Consider the following 18,427-nt stretch of genomic DNA (forward strand, 5'->3'; position numbering starts at 1 on the left):
CGGCGGCGGGATCACGGGGTCGTGCGCGGGCGGGGGCGGGACCGGTGGGCGGGCGGCGCTGACGCTGCGGGCCCCCACGGGGGCGGGACGGGCGGGCGGGCGGCCGCCCCGACGCCCCTCGATCAGGCTCACCGCCCGCTCGGGCAGCCACGCGGAGGCCGTACCGCTGTCGTCGGAGCCGGAGCCGAACAGGTGCGGGGCGAGCTGGGACTGCAGGTCGGCGGGGCTGGGCCGGCCCTGGGCCTCCATCTGCATACAGGACTCGATCAGCGGACGCAGTTCGTCCGGGAGGCCGTCCAGGTCCGGGCCCTCGCGCAGCAGCATGAAGACCGTCTCGACCGGGTTCGCGCCGTGGAACGGAGCGTGCCCGGTGGCCGCGAAGACCAGGGTGGAACCGAGCGAGAACACGTCGCTGGCGCCGGTGACGCTGCGGGAGTCCTTGGCCTGCTCGGGGGACATGTAGGCGGGGGTGCCGACGGCGACGTTCGTCATCGTCAGACGAGTGTTCGACACACCGGAGGCGATACCGAAGTCGATCACTCGGGGGCCGTCCTCGACGACGAGGACGTTGGACGGCTTGAGGTCGCGGTGGACGAGTCCGGCGCCGTGGATGGAGTGCAGCGCCTCCGCCACACCGGCCGCCAGCCAGCGCACCGCCTGGGCCGGCATCGGCCCGCACTCGTTCACTATCTCCTCGAGGGAGGGCGCGGGGACGTACGCGGTGGCCAGCCACGGCACGGCGGCGCGCGGATCGGCGTCCACCACGGCCGCGGTGTAGAACCCGGAGACCGCGCGGGCCGCCTCCACCTCGCGGGTGAAGCGGACGCGGAACAGCTGGTCCTCGGCCAGCTCGGTCCGGACGGTCTTGATCGCCACGCGCCGCCCGGACGCCGAGCGCGCGAGATAGACCAGCCCCATCCCGCCGGCCCCCAGCCGTCCCAGCACCTCGAACGGCCCGATACGCCGCGGATCGTGCTGCGTCAGCTGATCCACCACTTGCCTGCCACCTCCCCGTACGAGTCGCGCCACCACCTGTACGCGACCGAAGTGCAGCGTCTCACCACCGCAGCCCCGTGGCGGCACGCACCCCGATTGTTCCTGTCCGGAGCGCCGGTTGCGAACCCGACGACATAGGGGGTGTCTAGTCTTATATGCAAAATAATGGGACGGACGGGAAGTTCAAGAGCCCACCGGGACGGCCGGCCGTCGGGCCACCGGGTCAGCGGGTCAGCGGGCTTCCGGGTCAGCGGGCCAGGAGGGCGAAGGACGCGCCCTGGTCGTCGGTGACCACGGCCACCGTGCCGTAGGAGGTGTCGAAGGGCGGGACCTGGACGCGGCCGCCGAGCCGGGTCACCTCCGCCATGGTGGCCGCGGGGTCCTCCACGGCGAAGTGGACGAGGAAGTGGGGCGGCATCTCGACCGGGAAGACGTCGGAGACCGGGGCCCGGCCGAAGTCGGGCTCGACGCCCTCCCCGAACAGGGCGTCGTGGAAGAGACCGCCGTAGAAGGCGTTGGCCGCCTCGGTGTCCCGGGTGTAGAGCTCGGCCCAGGCGAAGCTTCCCCGCTCGTGCCGGCGCCCGAAGCCGGGGCGGTCGCCGGGCTGCCACAGGGCGAACACGGCACCCTCGGGGTCGGTGACGAGTGCGGTGACGCCGAGCCCGCCGACCGGACGCGGCGCCGAGACGAGCTGTCCGCCGGCCGCGACGATCCGCCGGCACAGCGCGCCGACGTCCGGGGTCGCGAAGGACACCGTCCAGACGGTGGGGAGCCGGCCGTCCGTCTTGTGCGCGAGGGACGCCACCGGCTCACCGTCGAGCAGCGCCCGCACGGTCCCCAGGGACGGGGAGGCCTGCGACGGCGCGGGCTGCGAGGCCGGGGCGGGCCACTCGGGCTGCTCGGGCTGGTCCTCGAACGTCCAGTCGAAGAGCTCGCCGTAGAACCGCTTGCCCGCCTCCACGTCGGGAAGCTGCGCGTCGACCCAGCAAGGGGTGCCCTCCACGTACTCCGGTGCCATGCTCTCGGCGTTCGCAGCGCTCGCGTCGTTCGCGGTGTTATCGGCGTTATCGGCGTTATCGGCCATACAGCCAAACTAGCCGTGCCGCACGCACCGCGCAGACCAGGCACACCAGGTGTCAAGGACCCACGCACCCCATTTGCAGTCGGCCGAATCGCGCTCCGATCACCCGTCGGTAAGCTGACGTCATGACAGGACAAGTGCGTACCGTCGACGGTCGCGTGGCCGGCCGGCGCGGGCAGGCGACCCGGCAAAAGCTGCTCGACTGCCTCAGCGAGATGCTCAACTCCTCCCCTTACCGGGATGTCAAAGTCATCGATGTGGCCCGCCGGGCGGGGACTTCGCCCGCGACCTTTTACCAGTACTTTCCGGACGTCGAGGGTGCCGTCCTCGAGATCGCCGACCGAGTGGCCGCCGACAGCGCCGGGTTGAGCGAGCTCCTGGAGGGCCGCTCCTGGGTCGGCAAGGCGGGCTGGCAGACGGCACAGGAACTCGTCGACGGTTTTCTGGACTTCTGGCGGAAGAACGACGCGATCCTGCGAGTCGTCGACCTCGGTGCCGCCGAGGGCGACAAGCGCTTTTACAAGATCCGTATGAAGGTCCTCAACTCGGTGAACAGCTCCCTCACCGACGCCGTCGCCGAGTTGCAGTCCAAGGGCCGGGTCGACAAGGACGTGAACCCGGCCGCGGTGGCCGGTTCCCTGGTCACCATGCTCGCGGCGGTCGCCCTGCACCAGAAAGGTTTCACCACCTGGGGCGTGAAGCAGGCCGAACTCAAACCCAACCTGGCCCTGTTGGTCTACCTGGGCGTCACCGGCAAGAAGCCGACGAAGTAGGTGGACGGCCAACGACCCCTCCCCCCTCCCCCGGTGCCTCGTTCCGCACCCGCGTCCTGTCAGGCAGGCGGTGGTTCACCCCGGTGAACCACCGCCTGTCGCATGTCACGACACCTCGGCAGTCCCGCCGTCGCCCCGGCTGACGGACTGCCGACCCCACCACGTCCGGGCAGACTCGGGGCATGGGAACCGATCTCCATGAGCTGCTGAAGTCACTGCGGGTGTGGGACCCGGAGGTCACCGACCTGCCGGAACTGGACCGGGCCGCCGCCCCCGCCGAGCCGCTGCCGCTGTTCACCCGGTGGTTCGCCGAGGCGGTGGCGGCCGGTCAGCCCGAGCCGCACACCATGTCGCTGGCCACGGCGGACGCCGAGGGGCTGCCCGACGTACGGATCGTGATGTTGCACGGCGCGGACGCGGACGGCTGGTCCTTCGCGACCCACGCCCACAGCCGCAAGGGCGGTCACCTCGCCGCCCGCCCGTATGCCGCGCTGGCCTTCTACTGGTCCGTGCTGGGCCGCCAGGTCCGGGTCCGCGGGCCCGTCGGCACCGCCCCGGCCGAGGAGGCGCAGGCCGATCTGCACGCCCGTTCGACCGGAGCGCTGGCCGCCGCGCTCACCGGCCGCCAGAGCGAGGTCCTCGGCTCGCCCGAGGACCTGGCCCGCGCCTCGGAGGCCGCCTGGGAGCGGGCCCGGCGGGAGCCGGACGCCCCGGCACCGTCCTGGACCCTGTACCGCCTGCGCCCGGACGAGGTGGAGTTCTTCCAGGGCGACGCCCTCCGCCGTCACACCCGGCTGCGCTACCGCCGCTCGCCCCGGGAGGGCTGGACGCGGGAACTGCTCTGGCCGTGAGGTCCGCGGCGAGGCCTCAGGCGGGTCTTCGACGGGCCTTCCGCAGACCTTCAGTGGCTCTTCGGCGGGGCCGGCTCCGGGTCCGTGGCGAGGCGGGCGTGCAGGTGGGAGTCACGGAAGGCGTCGTGGCGGCCCTCCGCGAACATCGCCTCGCGCAGGATCCCCTCGGGAAGGAACCCGCACCGTTCGGCGATCCGGCAGGACACCTCGTGTTCGACCGCGTGGTCCAGTTCGAGCCGGTGCAGGCCGAGTTCGGTGAACGCCCACCGCGCGGCGAGCAGCAGCGCCCGGGTGGCCACGCCCCGGCGGCGGGCCTCGGGCAGCACCCAGTAGCCGACCATGCCCAGCCCCTGCACCGGCCGGACGTCGTTGACACCGATGTGCCCCAGTGGCGTACCGGTGTCCGCGTCGGCGATCCGGAAGGACACGGTCGTGCCGTCCTCGGTCCACTGCGCCCTCTTGCGCAGTGTCTCCCGGGCGCCCTCGACGTCCGTGACCGGCCGGAGCGGGGTGTTCCAGCGATTGAACTCCGGGTCCGTGGTGCCGCGCAGCCACACCTCGGCGTCGGACCGGGACGCCGGGTCCCAGGGGCTCAGGTGCAGGCCGTGGCCGTGGAGTTCGGGAAGGGACCGCACGGAGCGCGGGTGCGTATGTGTATCAGCCATACGGGTCATTCAAGCCTGCGCGGTCGGCCGGGACACCGGATTTCCTCGTGCCCGGTTCCGCCCCCGCCCCTCCATACGTGATCAATCCGCAACCAATTTCGGTCTTGACCGATACCCATCAACCTGGTGCGTGATTACGCTCGCGCTCATGGCCGACTCCACCACGCCCCCGAAGCCCGCCGCACCGCCCCGGGAAGACCGCCCCGTCTACGTCGTCGGCGGTGGTCCCGGCGGACTCGCCGTCGCGTACTCGCTGCGCGCCCGGGGCGTGCGGGCCGTCGTCCTGGAACGGTCCGAGCACGTGGGATCGTCCTGGCGGCGCCACTACGACCGGCTGCGCCTGCACACCACGCGGCGCCTGTCCGCGCTGCCCGGCCTGCCGATACCGCGCCGGTTCGGGCGGTGGGTGACCCGTGACGACATGGTCCGGTACCTGGAGAAGTACGCCGAGCACCACCGCCTCGAGATCGTCACCGGCGTCGAGGTCTCCCGTGTCGAGCGCACCGCCGACGACACGGGCTGGCTGCTGCGCGCCACCGGGGGCCGCGAACTGACCGGCGCCGCGGTCGTGATCGCCACCGGCTTCAACCACACGCCCCGCCTGCCCGACTGGCCCGGCCGGGAGACCTACACCGGCGAGTTCCTGCACGCGTCCGAGTACCGCAACGCGAAGCCCTTCGCCGGCCGGGACGTCCTCGTCGCGGGGATCGGCAACACGGGCGCGGAGATCGCCGTCGACCTGGTGGAGGGCGGCGCCTCCCGGGTGCGGCTGTCGGTCCGCACCGTGCCGCACATCGTGCGCCGCTCGACCGCGGGCTGGCCCGCCCAGCACTCGGCCGTCCTGGTGCGCCGGCTGCCGGTTCGGCTCGTGGACCGGCTGTCCCGGGCGCAGGCCGGGGTGGCGCTGCCCGACCTCTCGGCCCAGGGCCTGCCGCGCCCCGACAAGGGCCTCTACAGCAGGGTGCTGGAGGGCGCCATCCCCGTACAGGACGTCGGGCTGGTCGACGCCGTACGGCGGGGCAGGGTGGAGATCGTGGCCGCCGTGGCGGGGTTCGATGCGGGTGCCGACGGCAAGGTCACCCTCGCCGACGGCACCCGCGTCGGCCCCGACGCGGTGATCGCGGCCACCGGGTACGTCCGCGGCCTGGAGGGTCTCGTCGGCCACCTCGGCGTCCTCGACGACCGGGGCAGACCGGTGGCCCGCGGCGCCGGCACCCCGCCCCACGCTCCCGGCCTGTACTTCACCGGCTTCACCAACCCCATCAGCGGCAACCTCCGCGAGCTGGCCATCGACGCGGGGAAGATAGCCAAGGCGGTGACCCGCCACGGGGCACCGGGGGTCTCCCGGCTCCCCCGATGACCTTCGATCACCGACTCGGCTCGCCCCGGCTGTTTCCGGCGGTACGTCAGTTCAGTGATCCGGCTGTGCGGTCGCGGCGCCGGCCGGTGTTCGGCGGCGGATGACCAGGGCCATCAGGGCCGCTGTCGCGCACAGGGCGCCGGAGGCGTACCAGACGACGTCGTAGGATCCGAAGACGTCCCGTGCGACACCGCCGAGGAAGGCGACGAGGGCGGCGCCGATCTGGTGGGAGGCGAGGACCCAGCCGAAGACGATCGGGCTGTCGTCGCCGTAGTGCTCGCGGCACAGCGCGAGGGTGGGCGGGACGGTGGCGACCCAGTCGAGGCCGTAGAAGACGATGAAGAAGATCATCGGGGGCTGGACCGTGGGGGCCAGGAGGATGGGCAGGAAGAGCAGGGAGACACCGCGCAGGGCGTAGTAGACGGCGAGCAGGCGGCGCGCGTCGAAGCGGTCGGTGAACCAGCCGGAGGCCACCGTGCCGACGACGTCGAACACACCGATGACGGCCAGCAGGGAGGCGGCGGCGGTGATCGGCATGCCGTGGTCGTGGGAGGCGGGCACGAAGTGGGTCTGGATCAGGCCGTTCGTGGAGGCGCCGCAGATCGCGAAGGTGCCCGCGAGCAGCCAGAACGGGCCCGTGCGCACCGCCGAGGCCAGCACCTTGAGCGCGCGCCGGGCGGCGCCGGGGACGGGTGCGGGCTTGGGCACGAACTCCGTTGCGTCGTAAGGCTTCTGGCCCACGTCGGCCGGGTGGTCGTGCAGCAGCAGCCAGACGAAGGGGACGGCCGCGAGCGCGGCGAGCGCCACCGTGACGGCCGCCGGGCGCCAGTCGTGCCGCTCGACGATCCAGGACAGCACGGGGAGGAAGATCAGCTGTCCGGACGCGGACGCCGCGGTGAGGATGCCGGTGACCAGGCCTCGGCGTTCGGTGAACCAGCGGTCGGTGACGGTCGCGGCGAACGCCAGCGCCATGGAGCCGGAGCCCAGGCCCACCAGCAGGCCCCAGCACAGCAGGAGCTGCCACGCCGCCGTCATCCACACCGTCAGTCCCGAGCCGAGCGCGATCACGGTCAGCGCCACCGCGACGACCCGCCGGATGCCGTAGCGGTCCATCAGCGCCGCCGCGAAGGGGGCGGTGAGCCCGTACAGCGCGAGGTTGACGGAGACCGCGGCGCCGATGGTCCCTCGTGACCATCCGAACTCCTCGTTCAGCGGATCGATGAACAGTCCCGGCACCGATCGGAAGGCGGCGGCCCCGATGATCGTCACGAAGGTGACGGCGGCGACGAACCACGCGCGGTGGATGCGGGGGCGAGGAGGGAACTGAAGGCCGCGCCGTCGCAGCCCGTCGCCGGGACGCTCCGTAGCGCCGGCCGTCCTGCTTGTCTGGGTCACGCCATAGAGCTTCCGGAAACCGGCCCGCCCCATCGAGTGGCCCGGAGGACAGCATTCGCTAGGATCGGGCCATGGAATCGGTCGGCTCCGCCTCCAGCCCCCCGGGCACCGACACCGGCGCCGGCTCCGACGCCTTCAGGCCCCATCGTGTCGTCGTCCTCGCCCTGGACGGGCTGCTCCCCTTCGAGTTGGGCATCCCGCACCGCATCTTCGGCCGCCCCCGGGACGCCGCGGGGCGGCCGCTGTACGAGGTGGTCACCTGCTCCGTCCGGCCGCCCGGACCGGTCGAGACCGACGCCGACTTCGCCATCCACGTCGTCCACGGCCCACAGGCCCTCGCCACCGCCGACACGGTGATCGTCCCGGCCTCCTACGAGCTCGGCCCGGTGTACGAGCGGGGCGAGCTGACCGGCGAACTGGCCGCCGCCCTCGCCCGCGTCCGCCCCGGCACCCGGCTCGCCTCCATCTGCACCGGCGTCTACGTCCTCGCCGCCGCCGGCCTTCTCGACGGCCGTCCCGCGACCACGCACTGGGCGGACGCCGAGCGCTTCCAGCGGCTCTTCCCCCGCGTCGACGTCGACCCGGACGTGCTGTTCATCGACGACGGCGACATCCTGACCTCCGCCGGTGTCGCGGCCGGCATCGACCTGTGCCTGCACATGGTGCGGCGCGACCACGGTGTCGCCGTGGCCAACGACGTGGCCCGCCGCACGGTCGTGCCGCCGCACCGCGACGGCGGGCAGGCGCAGTACATCGAGCGGCCGGTGCCCGATCAGCAGCAGGCGTCCACGACGGGCGCCCGCGCCTGGGCGCTGGGCCGGCTGCACGAGCCGATCCAACTGCGCGACATGGCCGCCCAGGAGTCGATGTCGGTACGCACCTTCACCCGCCGCTTCCGCGCGGAGACCGGCGCCAGTCCGGGGCAGTGGCTCACCCGGCAGCGGGTGGAGCGGGCCCGGCATCTGCTGGAGTCCACGGATCTGTCCATGGACCGAGTGGCCGACGACGCCGGTTTCGGTACCGCCCAGTCACTGCGGCAGCACTTCCAGGCGGCGCTGGGGGTGACGCCGTCCGCGTACCGGAGGACGTTCCGGGACGGGGACGAGGGCTCGCACCGGTCGGAAAAGTTGTCCACAGCCTGTGGAGGAACCGGTCGCCACACTGCGGGACTCCAGGGCTCCACCCCTCCAGTACCCTGACCCGGCCGCGACACACGACAACGGCGGCGCGGTGCCGCTCGGTCCCGAGCTCGGCGGCACCGCACCGCCTTCCGACTCCGGCGCTCCCTCCCCGGGTCCCCTCGGCCACAGAGGGAACCGACGCCGCAGTCACGACCCACACTCGCCGAGGACTCCCGTCGTCGAAGCCCTCGCCGTCCCCTCGCAGCGAATCGCTGACGAACAGAGTGATCAAGCGGCCACGGCACGTCAACGCCGATTCATGGCCCTACCGGTGATTCCGTGCCATATGCCCGGTTATTCGTCTCCGCGCACGGAAGCACACCCGGCGCACCGGCTCACACTCCGGCCCGCGAGACCGTCCCCCCGTGCATCCGTGCACCGATCCATCGACACATCGACACGGCCGCGCGTCCACCCGCCGACTCCACGGGCGGCCTACACCGCCTCGTACGCGACTCCACCACAGGCCGGGGCGGACTCCCGCGCGGCCGCGCCGCGGTCCAGTTCGCACCAGATGCGCTTGCCGGTGCCGTCGGAACTCCACCCCCAGCGGTCCGCCAGGCCGTCGACGAGGGCGAGCCCGCGCCCGCCGGTCGCCTCGCCGCCCACACAGCGCGGCACCGGCGCCCTGCTGCTCCGGTCGGCCACCTCCAGGCGGACGGTGGCCTCCCCGGCCGCCACATCCGTCAGGGACAGTCTCAGCACGGCCGGACAGCCGGTGTGCACGACGGCGTTGGTGACGAGCTCCGAGACGAGGAGGATCAGCGTCTCGGACAGCGGCTCGTCGACCTCTATCCCCGACCCGGCCAGGCGTGAGCGGGTCCACTGCCGGGCCCGCCCCACCTCAGCGGGGTCGGGCCGGATCTCCAGTTGCACTTGAAGCACCTGCACCGCTCACACCATCCGAACCGGCGGACACTTGGACTCGCGCCTCACGAGGGCCACGATCGTAGCCATTCTCTGCATGGCCAGAACAACGGCCGGGACAGGGGTCACGGAACGTGAGTCCCTTGCGGGACAGCATGGTTGACGTACAGTCACGTCAACAAGCGCTTCGGGCATATTCCAGCGCGAAGGAGTACTCGTGCGGCATACTGTGCGACGCTCACCCCGGCCGGCCGAACAGGCGGTGGCGGCAGGCCTGGTCGCACGGCGAACAGTGGCAGACGCTGACATTTCCGGGGCCACCCCGAAGGCGACTCCCGTGCTGTGCGTGCTCACGACCACTCGCATCCCACACAAGGTACCGGAGTGGGCAGCCGACTCCGGGCCGTGACGAGTCACACCTAGGACACAACACGGCATCAACGCTCCGTGACCTCGTTCTGCCACGATCCGCGACATCCGAGCGGGAGCGCTCCGGGACGTCGCAGGCGAGAGGCGGGGCGGGCCGCCCCTGCGGACGGATTCGACGAGGGACACCCCTCACCCTCCGTCACCACTCCCGCACGTCGAGTCCGCATCCAGGCGTTTTCGCGGACAGCCCGGCCGCCGTGACGTCCGCGGGGCCGGCGGTGACGGCCGCCCCGTGGACGGCGGCGCGGGCGCTCTCCGCGCGGGCCGGCATCCCGGCGCACCGGTCGGACCACCGCCCGAAGGCCCCCGGTCGGCCGCGGCCGAACCGTTCACGGCTCCGGGCGTGTTGCGCCGTCGGCCCGCACGCGCGCAGGGGCGCCGCCCCCGCGGAAGGCACTCAAGGCGCCGAAGGCACTCGAACACGTCCCCGGGCGGCACCGCCCGGGGACGTGGGAACCGGCCCTACTCGGGGACGGTGAAGTAGCGGGCGAAGCCCCGTACGACCTCTTCCTCGCCGATCCTGCCGTCACCGTCCGCGTCCAGCGTGGCGGCGGCGGATGCGGCGAGCTCCTCGGGAACACCGAGCGCCTTCAGGACGCGGGCGGCGTCCGCCACGCCGACCGCGCCGTCGTCGTCCGGGCCGGTCAGGGCGAGGGTCGCACGCAGGAAGGGCCGGGCGATCTCGGCGAACCGGTCCGGGTTGTCCCGCAGCCGCTTCACCGCGCCGGTCACGAATTCCTCGCGGGTGATGCGCTGGTCGCCGTCGTGGTCCGCGATGCCCGCCATGCCCTGCCAGAAGGCCTCGGCGCCGCCGTACAGGGCCTGGCCCTTGTCGGAGCGGGCCCGCGTGCCGAACTCGGCGAGCAGCGCCTTGGCCGCTCCGCTGAAGTCCTCGCGGTCGATGTAACCGTTGCCGTCCTGGTCGAAGGTGGCGAACCGGGCCGCGATCCGGCGCTCGTACTCGCTGGTGACCATGTTTCTTTCAGGCCGCCTTACTCAGAGGGTCGTCTCGCTCGGAGGGTACGTCGTGCGAGGCGGCTTCATGAATTCGGAAGCGACACTTGTGCGAAGAACGGGAGAATTCAGGGTCAATCATGTGACACGCGACACCTTTCATGGTATGTGCGGTGTTCGTGGTGCGTGTGTCCCGAGGTCCGTCGCGCGTCACGTCCCGAGGGCCCGCGGTCGGCTCAGGCCGACAGCGGGCGGGAGCTCCCGTCCACCGCGGACGGGACGTCCGGGTGCACGTCGAAGAGGCGGCGGACGCCGAGCGCGCCGAGGACCCGGTTGACGTGACTGCCGTCGGCGGCCCCGTGGTCGGGCAGGATCAACCGCAGACTGCCCTGGCAGGAACGCAGCAGCCGACGGGTGGCTATGAGCACCCCGACGCCGCTGGAGTCGCAGAACCACACCTCGGAGAGATCGAGGACGAGGCTGTGTCTGCCGTCGGCCACCGCGTCGTGCACCCGCTGACGCAGCACCGGCGACGTCACCAGGTCCAGCTCGCCCGACACCCGGAGCACGGCCCACTCGCCCTGCTGCCCGTCGGTCACTTTGAAGGCCACCACACGCCCTTCGCTCGCCGAAACGGAAGAAACACCTACGCTTCCCTGCAGCGCGGCTGCCCACCGGCCGTGCCCTGAAACACGCCCCGAGAAACCGTTACCGAACGGTAAAGGCTTGTTTCAGTCGGCTTCGATCCAATTCGGTCCGTTCAGATCAGTTCAGATGAGTTCGGGTCTGGTCCAGTCGGTTCCGATCGGCGAGCAGCCGGGTAGGCGCGCTCCGGACAGCATCCGACGTGCCCGCGGGTGGCTCCCTACCACCTGTGGATCGGCGGGGGCGCACATTGCCATGAAGGGGCGTGCGTTCTCCGACGCGCCGACTACATTCATGGAGTCGGTGGGCACACGCCGGCCCCGGGCACGACCGGCCCTGGGTGCCGGGGAGGAGCAGGGGTGAAGGGGGCCACATGACGAAAAGGGACGTACCGCCTCACTGGGACCGCACGATGCAGCAGCGGCTCGCCCGCGGGGAGGCCGCGGCGCTCGGTGAGTTCTACGACCGGTTCGCCTCCCTCGTGCACGGCCTCGCCCATCGCGTCCTCGACGACGAGCGCGCCGCCGACGGCATCACGCGCGACGTCTTCGCCCATGTCTGGGAGCACCCGGACGCCTACGACCCCAGGCAGGGCCCGCTGCGCACCTGGGTCGCCGAGCTGACCCACCGGCTGGCCGTCGAGCGGCTGCGCGCCACCAGGACGGCGGCGCTCGCCCACCGCGCCCACAGCTCCCCCGGCGACACGGAGGAACTGGAGCGCCAGGTGCACCGCGCCTCGGTGGCCGCCCGCGCGGACTACATCGTGCACGCCATGCCCGTCCCGCTGCGGGCCGCGCTGGAGCAGGCGTACTTCCAGCGCCGCGACTACCACCAGACCGCCGCCGACCTCGGCGTCACCGAGGACGAGGCCCGCCGCCGCCTCCGGCTGGGCCTGCAACTGCTGGCCACGGCTCACGACACCGAGACGGCACGGCTGGGCACCCCGCCCGGCATCGGGGGTGCGGCGTGAGCGACGACCGTCTCGAGCCGTCCGACGACAACACCGCCACCGCCGCCGCGGGGACACGCACGGCCCCAGGAAACGGGGCGGACGGTACGTGTGAGGACGGCGGGCCTCCCCTGCCGTCGTCGACGCCCGAGCCCGCCTCCGGGGTCGCGCCGCGGCCGGCCGAGCCGCTGGTGCTGGAACACAGGGTGCTGAAGTCACTGCTGGGCGCGTGGGCGCTGGCCGCCTGCGCGCCGGAGGAGACGGCGGCCGTCGAGGAGCATCTCGGCGACTGCGGGGCCTGCGCCGACGAGGCGCTGCGCCTGCGCGACGCGGTCGGGCTGCTGCAGCGCCCCGAGAGCCTCGATCCGGACCCGGGGTTGCGCACCCGTGTCCTGGAGTCCTGCCTCGAGCGGCGCCCGCCGCGCATCCCCGTGCCCGACTGGGCCGCCGCCTACGACGCCGAGACGGCCCGGCTGGACGCGCTGCTCCAGGACTTCGGCGACACCGAGTGGCACGCACCCGTGCGGCTGCGCTGGTACGAGGCCGACGAGGCGACCACCCGCCGCACCACGGTCGCCGGGGTCATCGCGCATCTGCTGACCGTCGACGGCCTGGTCGCGGTCGCCCTCGGGCTGGACGACCCGCTCGGCGACCTGTCGGCCGAGCGGCCCACCCCGTCGGCCCGCACCGAGGCGTACTGGAGCGCCGCCCCCTCCCCGCCCACCCGCTCGGTACGGGCGCCCTGGCGTGCGCAGACCCACGACCTGGTGCGGACCGCGTCCTTCACGGGCAGCCGGGCCGGGCGGACGGCGGTGCCGTACGGCGACTTCGAGCTGCCGCTGCACGACGCGATGCTGGACCGCGCCTTCGAGTGCTGGGTGCACGCGGAGGACATCGCCGAGGCGGTGGACTACCCGTACGATCCGCCCACCGGACGGCATCTGCACCGCATGGTCGACCTGGCCGCGCGGATGCTGCCGTCCGTCCTGGAGGCACGCCGCCGCTCCGGGCCGGGCGCACCCGGCGGGCGGCGGCTGGTCGCGGCCGGGGCGCCGGGGCGGAGCCTGCGGCTGGAGATCGAGGGGTCCGGCGGCGGGGAGTGGCTGATCCCGCTGGACTCCCCCGCCGCCCGGGGCTCCGCCGAGCACGAGGTGGCCCACATCGCCCTCGACGGATCGGAGTTCTGTCGTCTGGCCGCGGGCCACGTGCCCCCGCGGGAGGCGGCCGCGGGACAGGTCGGTGACAAGGAGGCCATCAGTGAGGTCCTCCTGGCGGCGGCCTCACTGAGCAGGATGTAGCCTCGCGCTCCGGCCCTTCCGGCCGGAGCGCGAGACCCCGGGTCCGGACGGCCGGCGGTTCGGGCGAGGACCACCGTCCTCAGGCGAAGACCACCGTCCGCCGCCCGTTCAGCAGGATGCGGCGCTCCGCGTGCCACTTCACCGCGCGCGCCAGCGCCTGGCACTCCACGTCGCGGCCGACGGCGACGAGTTGGTCCGGGGTGACGTCGTGCCGCACCCGCTCGACCTCCTGCTCGATGATCGGGCCCTCGTCGAGGTCGGCGGTGACGTAGTGCGCGGTGGCACCGATCAGTTTCACTCCCCGGGCGTGCGCCTGGTGATACGGCTTCGCACCCTTGAAGCTCGGCAGGAAGGAGTGGTGGATGTTGATGATCCGCCCGGAGAGCTGCTTGCACAGGTCGTCCGAGAGGACCTGCATGTAGCGGGCGAGCACGACGAGTTCGACGTCCTCCTCGCGTACGATCTCCAACAGCTTCGCCTCGGCCTCCGCCTTGGTGTCCTTCGTCACCGGCAGGTGGTGGAAGGGAACGTTGTACGAAGCCACCAGTTCCGCGAAGTCGGTGTGGTTGGACACCACTCCGGCGATCTCCACCGGCAGCGCGCCGATCCGGGCGCGGAAGAGCAGGTCGTTCAGGCAGTGGCCGAACCTACTGACCATCAGGAGGATGCGCATCTTCTCGTCGGCCCGGTTGATCTGCCAGTCCATCCGGAACGAGTCACCGATCGCCGCGAAACTCGCCCGCAGCTTGTCCACGGTCACCGGTGCCTCGGCGGAGAAGTGGACCCGCATGAAGAACAGGTCGGTGTCGTGGTCGCCGAACTGCTGGCTGTCCTCGATGTTGCAGCCGGTCATGAACAGGTAGCTCGACACGGCGTGCACGACGCCCTGCTTGTCGGGGCAGGACAGGATCAGGACGTACTGGTCGGCCGGGGCCTCTGTTCGGGTGGGCTGCTCACTCATGCGGAAAAGGGTCCCACACGCGGGTCGCGGACGAGGAGCCGTCCCGCTACGCGGACCGCGTGAGGATGTTCAGCACCTCGAGGGTCCGCGGCGCGGCGTCGGGGTCCTCGCCGTCGCTCACCGCCAGCCGCACGTGCGCGTCCCGCGCGGCCCGTACCGCGTCCGGCCATCCCTCGTGCTCCAGGTAGGCGGTGACCGGTGCGTCCGGACCGACCTGGTGCATGATCCGCAGCACGCGCAGCACCGCGGTGTCGACGAGCGCCGCCTCCTGGGAGTCGCGGAAGATCGTGCCGACGTACTTCTCGGCGGACCAGTTGTCCAGCCAGGTGTCCTCGACCAGCCGGTAGACCGCGTCGGTGACGTCACCGTAGCCGTCCACCCCGGCCAGCCAGACGCCCTGCTGGAACCCGGGGTCGGAGAGCATGTGCAGCGCGGAGCGCACATTGCTGCGCCAGCGCCACCATGGCATGTCGTTGAGTGGCATGCCGCCCATGGTGGATGAGCGACGGCCGCGGCGGGAAGAGTTCTCCGAACCTTGCACGGTCATCGATCGTACGTTTCCACTCCCCAGGGGTCACACCGACCCCTTAATTCACTTCCACGTCACCACTCGTCGACCGTGAGTCATCCCGGGGTTGGCGATGTGAGGGAATCGTGTGTGAGCATGACCGGCAGTCGCATTCGCAGCAGTTCCCTTCCCCGCCACCGCTCCCGGACGTTCAGAGCGGGCGTCATGACCACGGGCGCGCTGGCGGCGATGACGCTCACCGCCGGCTGCGGAGTCGCCCCCGTTATTTTGGGAGCCAACGACGACCCGATCACCGTCATGACCTGGGCGCCCGAGGAGACCACGACCACCAACAAGCCCGGCATGCCCGCTTTCGCCCGCGCCTACGCCCGCTGGGTGAACTCCGAGGGCGGCATCAACGGCCGCCAGCTCAACGTCATCACGTGCAACGAGCGCAACGACAGCGTGGCCGCCGCGCGGTGCGCCCGGACCGCGGTCAAGGAGAACGCCGTCGCGGTCGTCGGCTCGTACAGCCAGCACGCCGACGCCTTCCTGCCCACCCTCGAGGGCGCCGGCATCCCGTACATCGGCGGCTACGGCATCACCACCGACGAGTTCACCAGCCCGCTGTCCTACCCCGTCAACGGCGGCCAGCCGGCGCTGCTGGCCGGTCTCGGCCGCGCCCTCGCCGACTCCTGCGGGCCGGTCACCCTGATCCGGCCGGACACCATCGCGGGCGACCAGCTGCCCCCGCTGCTCAACTCGGGCCTGTCCGCCGGCGGCCATGAGCCGACCTCGGACCAGCGGGCGGAGGAGGAGGCCACCGAGTACGCCGGGCAGTCGAAGCGGGCCCTGGAGACCAGCACCACCGACCCGGAGGCGCCGGGCTGTGTGGTGCCCGCGCTCGGGGACCGCACCGGCACCTTCATGGACTCCTTCCGGCGGGCCCGCGCCGACTACCCCGACGTGCGCACCGCGACCGTGATGGGCAGCGTCGACCAGACGACGATCAACACGTCCGGCGGCACGTCGAGCCCGTACGAGGGGTCGTACGTGACCGGCTGGTACCCGGCGTCGAGCGACGCGCTCTGGGACCCGATGAAGGACGTGATCAAGAAGGAGGCGTTCGGCGACAACCGGATCGACCCCGCCGACGCCGGGGTGCAGACCACCTGGATCGCCTACACGGTGCTGAAGCAGGTCCTGGAGTCGCTCGGCGACGACGAGGTGAGCTCGCGCAGTGTGACCCGGACGCTGAACAAGGGGCTGAAGGTCGAGACGGGCGGCCTCACCCCCACCCTGCGCTGGCAGTTCCAGGACAAGCTGGCCGCCGTCGGCTTCCCGCGACTGGTCAACGCCAACGTGACCCTGCAGAAGGTCGAGGACGGGCGGCTGGTGGCCGGCAGCGAGGGCTTCATCGACGTGACGGACACCCTGCGCGAAGCCGACGTGGCGTGACGCGCGGGGGCGCGACGAGGACGGCGCAGCGGGGTGAGGAGGGGCAGGGGACGGACGGAGGCCGTCCACCGGCCCGGCCCTCTCCGCTGTCCCTCCGCCGCCCCTGCCGCCGGAAGCCGGTCACAGCTGGGTCGGCTGCCGCTCGGTCAGGCCGTGCTGCTTGGCGATCGCGTTCCACAGCGCGGCCGCCTTGATCTTCTCCTCCGTCGCGGTGCCGCTGGCCCGGTTGCCCGCCTGGGTCTGACCGGTCGTGCGGGCCTGGCCCTTCTTGCAGCCCTTCTTGCCCGCCACCTGGTCGGCCCAGGCCGCGTAGTGGTCGTCGGCCGACGCCGAGGCCTGCCACGCCTTGGTGAGCGCGGCGCTCAGCGCCTGGTGGTCGGGCAGCTTGTCCACCTCGATGCCGGAGAGGTCGGTGACCAGCTGGTTGCGCTGGTCGGCCGCGTCCCGCAGGTCCTTGGCCGCCTGGTCGAGATTGCGGCAGGCCTTCACGTCGGCCACCGCGTTGATCACGGCGGTCCGGCTGTCGCCACTGACGGCCAGCAGCTTGTCCAGCTCCACGGCCTGTTGGCGGACCGGGTCGACGGTGGGGGAGGCCTCGGCCTCGGGTTCCTCGCTCGCGGGGGCGGTGGCGGAGACGGGCTGCTTCTTGCCGCTGTCGTCGTCCCCGCTGCCGAGCAGCGCGCCCGCGCCGATGCCCAGGACGACGAGACCGACACCGACCGCCGCGATGAGCGGCACCCGGGACCCCGTACTGCCGCTCCGGCCGCCGCCGTCGCCCCCACGGGCGGCACGCCGGCCACCGCCACCGCCGCCGCCCCGGCCGGGCGGGGTGGGGGCGGGCTGCGGATGCTCGAAGCGGGGGAGCTGCTGGGTGGAGCCGACCGCGCCCGGGTCGCCGCCCGCGCCGCGGAAGAGGTTGTCGAACTCGGCGGGCGGCTGCCGGTTCCCGTCGTCGGTCGCGGCACCGGGTGCGGCACCGTACGGGGCTCCCCCGGGCCGGTCGGTCACCGGAGCCATGAACTGGGTGGCCTCGGCGTCGGGGTTGCCCGCGGGCGGCAGCGGTCCGCCGCCCGCGCCCTGCGCGGGCAGGCCCAGGTACCGGGTCGCCTCGGAGTCGTGTGCGGCGGGCATCTCGGGGGGCAGCGCCCCCGGGCCCACCGGGGGTATGTACTGCGTCGCACCCTCGTCCACGGGGGCGACGGGCACCGGCGGCAGGAACTGGGTGGCCCCCTCCGACCCGTCGGGCAGCGCGCCCGCGGCGGCGGAGCCGTACGCGTCGACGGGGGGAACGCCGTAGGAGGAACCGTTCTGCGGCGGCATCGGGGCGGACGGGTCGTACGAGGTGTGGGCGCCGTACGCCGGGGCATGCCCTCCCTCGGGCGGCAGCGGCCCCGGACCGTGCTGCCCCTGACCGTGCGGGCCCGCGGCCGGATCCTGCGCACCCCAGGGGGCCGGCTCCTGCGGGCCCCACTGCTGCGCGGGCGGGGACTGCCAGCCCTGACCCTGCGACGGGGCAGGCGGCTGCTCCTCCGGTCCCCAGGGCGTCCCCCAGGTCTGGCCGCCGGGCGGCGCCGAGGCGGGCGCCTGCCCGCCCGTGCCGACCGGAGCGACCGGACCGGCCGACCCGCCCGGCATGCCCGGCAGCAGGGGCTCGCCACCGTCGGAGGGCAGCACGATGCCTTCGCGCGCGGGGCGCGCCGAGGGCTCCTCGCCCTGTCCACTCTGCGTCACCGGGACTCCTACACATGGGGGACCTTGTGAATCGTCGACTCACGCTACCGGGTCCCCGGAGCCCGGTGCCACGCAGCACGGAGCCTGCGCTCCCGCCCTGTGACCGCGGTAACAGAACCAGGTCACCACACGCTGGTCATGGCCCCTCCTCCACATCCGCCCCGGGTCAACTCCGCGTCGGCCGCCCGTTCACCGCCGACGCCCGTCCCGTTCATCCGCCGACACCACCACCGTGCACACCCGTACTGGTACTAGGGCCTGTTCGGGGTCGTGATCTCGGTTCCGATGCCCGCATCCGGCGAGGGCGGCCGAGCTGGTAGAACAC

The 18,427-nt window shown here is 72.5% G+C and carries 18 protein-coding genes; 7 read left to right on the forward strand and 11 right to left on the reverse strand.

Annotated features, from left to right (window positions below; translation table 11 throughout):
* Both JL475_RS35110 and JL475_RS35115 read right to left on the reverse strand, forming a co-directional pair.
* Positions 1-996: serine/threonine-protein kinase (locus JL475_RS35110; protein WP_202282263.1), on the reverse strand; the 996-nt coding region annotated here is incomplete at its 3' end.
* A 247-nt stretch (positions 997-1,243) separates the two neighbouring features.
* Positions 1,244-2,014, reverse strand: a complete 771-nt coding sequence (locus tag JL475_RS35115) for a VOC family protein (RefSeq protein ID WP_202282273.1) — start codon at positions 2,012-2,014, stop codon at positions 1,244-1,246.
* Between the two features lie 200 nt (positions 2,015-2,214).
* Here JL475_RS35115 and JL475_RS35120 point away from each other — a divergent pair, with 200 nt between their 5' ends.
* Together JL475_RS35120 and JL475_RS35125 are read left to right on the forward strand one after the other, a co-directional pair.
* Complete coding sequence (locus JL475_RS35120; protein ID WP_202282274.1) at positions 2,215-2,850, forward strand: TetR family transcriptional regulator; 636 nt, start codon at positions 2,215-2,217, stop codon at positions 2,848-2,850.
* 182 nt (positions 2,851-3,032) lie between these two features.
* The gene (locus JL475_RS35125; RefSeq protein WP_202282264.1) at positions 3,033-3,701 is read left to right on the forward strand and encodes a pyridoxal 5'-phosphate synthase; all 669 of its coding nucleotides are present in this window, start codon (positions 3,033-3,035) and stop codon (positions 3,699-3,701) included.
* 50 nt (positions 3,702-3,751) lie between these two features.
* On the opposite strand, the gene JL475_RS35130 is transcribed toward JL475_RS35125, so the two are convergent.
* On the reverse strand, positions 3,752-4,366 hold the full coding sequence (locus tag JL475_RS35130; RefSeq protein ID WP_202282265.1) for a GNAT family N-acetyltransferase: 615 nt from the start codon (positions 4,364-4,366) through the stop codon (positions 3,752-3,754).
* A gap of 148 nt (positions 4,367-4,514) precedes the next feature.
* Between JL475_RS35130 and JL475_RS35135 the strand changes: the two genes are divergently transcribed.
* Positions 4,515-5,726 (forward strand): NAD(P)/FAD-dependent oxidoreductase, encoded by a 1,212-nt coding sequence (locus JL475_RS35135; protein WP_202282266.1) that lies wholly within the window; start codon positions 4,515-4,517, stop codon positions 5,724-5,726.
* 51 nt (positions 5,727-5,777) lie between these two features.
* Here JL475_RS35135 and JL475_RS35140 read toward each other — a convergent pair whose 3' ends face one another.
* Positions 5,778-7,121, reverse strand: a complete 1,344-nt coding sequence (locus JL475_RS35140; RefSeq protein ID WP_307825264.1) for an MFS transporter — start codon at positions 7,119-7,121, stop codon at positions 5,778-5,780.
* A 71-nt stretch (positions 7,122-7,192) separates the two neighbouring features.
* On the opposite strand from JL475_RS35140, the gene JL475_RS35145 reads away from it, so the two are divergent.
* Positions 7,193-8,320 (forward strand): GlxA family transcriptional regulator, encoded by a 1,128-nt coding sequence (locus JL475_RS35145; protein ID WP_237409182.1) that lies wholly within the window; start codon positions 7,193-7,195, stop codon positions 8,318-8,320.
* 417 nt (positions 8,321-8,737) lie between these two features.
* Here the strand turns inward: JL475_RS35145 and JL475_RS35150 are convergent, their stop codons facing one another.
* From JL475_RS35150 to JL475_RS35160, 4 genes are all read right to left on the reverse strand, one after another.
* Entirely contained in the window at positions 8,738-9,178 is a 441-nt protein-coding gene (locus JL475_RS35150) for an ATP-binding protein (protein ID WP_202282276.1), read from the reverse strand.
* Positions 9,179-9,737: 559 nt separating this feature from the next.
* On the reverse strand, positions 9,738-9,869 hold the full coding sequence (locus JL475_RS41350; protein WP_272933013.1) for a hypothetical protein: 132 nt from the start codon (positions 9,867-9,869) through the stop codon (positions 9,738-9,740).
* 191 nt (positions 9,870-10,060) lie between these two features.
* Complete coding sequence (locus tag JL475_RS35155) at positions 10,061-10,573, reverse strand: EF-hand domain-containing protein (RefSeq protein ID WP_202282267.1); 513 nt, start codon at positions 10,571-10,573, stop codon at positions 10,061-10,063.
* A 215-nt stretch (positions 10,574-10,788) separates the two neighbouring features.
* Positions 10,789-11,163 (reverse strand): STAS domain-containing protein, encoded by a 375-nt coding sequence (locus tag JL475_RS35160; protein ID WP_202282268.1) that lies wholly within the window; start codon positions 11,161-11,163, stop codon positions 10,789-10,791.
* Between the two features lie 407 nt (positions 11,164-11,570).
* Between JL475_RS35160 and JL475_RS35165 the strand changes: the two genes are divergently transcribed.
* Both JL475_RS35165 and JL475_RS35170 read left to right on the forward strand, forming a co-directional pair.
* The gene (locus tag JL475_RS35165) at positions 11,571-12,167 is read left to right on the forward strand and encodes a sigma-70 family RNA polymerase sigma factor (protein ID WP_202282269.1); all 597 of its coding nucleotides are present in this window, start codon (positions 11,571-11,573) and stop codon (positions 12,165-12,167) included.
* A gap of 110 nt (positions 12,168-12,277) precedes the next feature.
* Complete coding sequence (locus tag JL475_RS35170) at positions 12,278-13,444, forward strand: maleylpyruvate isomerase N-terminal domain-containing protein (RefSeq protein WP_237409188.1); 1,167 nt, start codon at positions 12,278-12,280, stop codon at positions 13,442-13,444.
* Positions 13,445-13,523: 79 nt separating this feature from the next.
* Here the strand turns inward: JL475_RS35170 and purU are convergent, their stop codons facing one another.
* On the reverse strand, positions 13,524-14,405 hold the full coding sequence (gene purU / locus JL475_RS35175) for a formyltetrahydrofolate deformylase (RefSeq protein WP_202282270.1): 882 nt from the start codon (positions 14,403-14,405) through the stop codon (positions 13,524-13,526).
* 46 nt (positions 14,406-14,451) lie between these two features.
* Complete coding sequence (locus JL475_RS35180; RefSeq protein ID WP_202282271.1) at positions 14,452-14,952, reverse strand: hypothetical protein; 501 nt, start codon at positions 14,950-14,952, stop codon at positions 14,452-14,454.
* Positions 14,953-15,069: 117 nt separating this feature from the next.
* Here JL475_RS35180 and JL475_RS35185 point away from each other — a divergent pair, with 117 nt between their 5' ends.
* Positions 15,070-16,371, forward strand: a complete 1,302-nt coding sequence (locus tag JL475_RS35185) for an ABC transporter substrate-binding protein (protein WP_202282272.1) — start codon at positions 15,070-15,072, stop codon at positions 16,369-16,371.
* Positions 16,372-16,491: 120 nt separating this feature from the next.
* On the opposite strand, the gene JL475_RS35190 is transcribed toward JL475_RS35185, so the two are convergent.
* Positions 16,492-18,102 (reverse strand): hypothetical protein, encoded by a 1,611-nt coding sequence (locus tag JL475_RS35190; RefSeq protein WP_307825265.1) that lies wholly within the window; start codon positions 18,100-18,102, stop codon positions 16,492-16,494.
* Positions 18,103-18,427: the final 325 nt, after the last annotated feature.

The organism is Streptomyces sp. M2CJ-2 (assembly GCF_016757295.1).
Classification (GTDB): Bacteria; Actinomycetota; Actinomycetes; order Streptomycetales; family Streptomycetaceae; genus Streptomyces.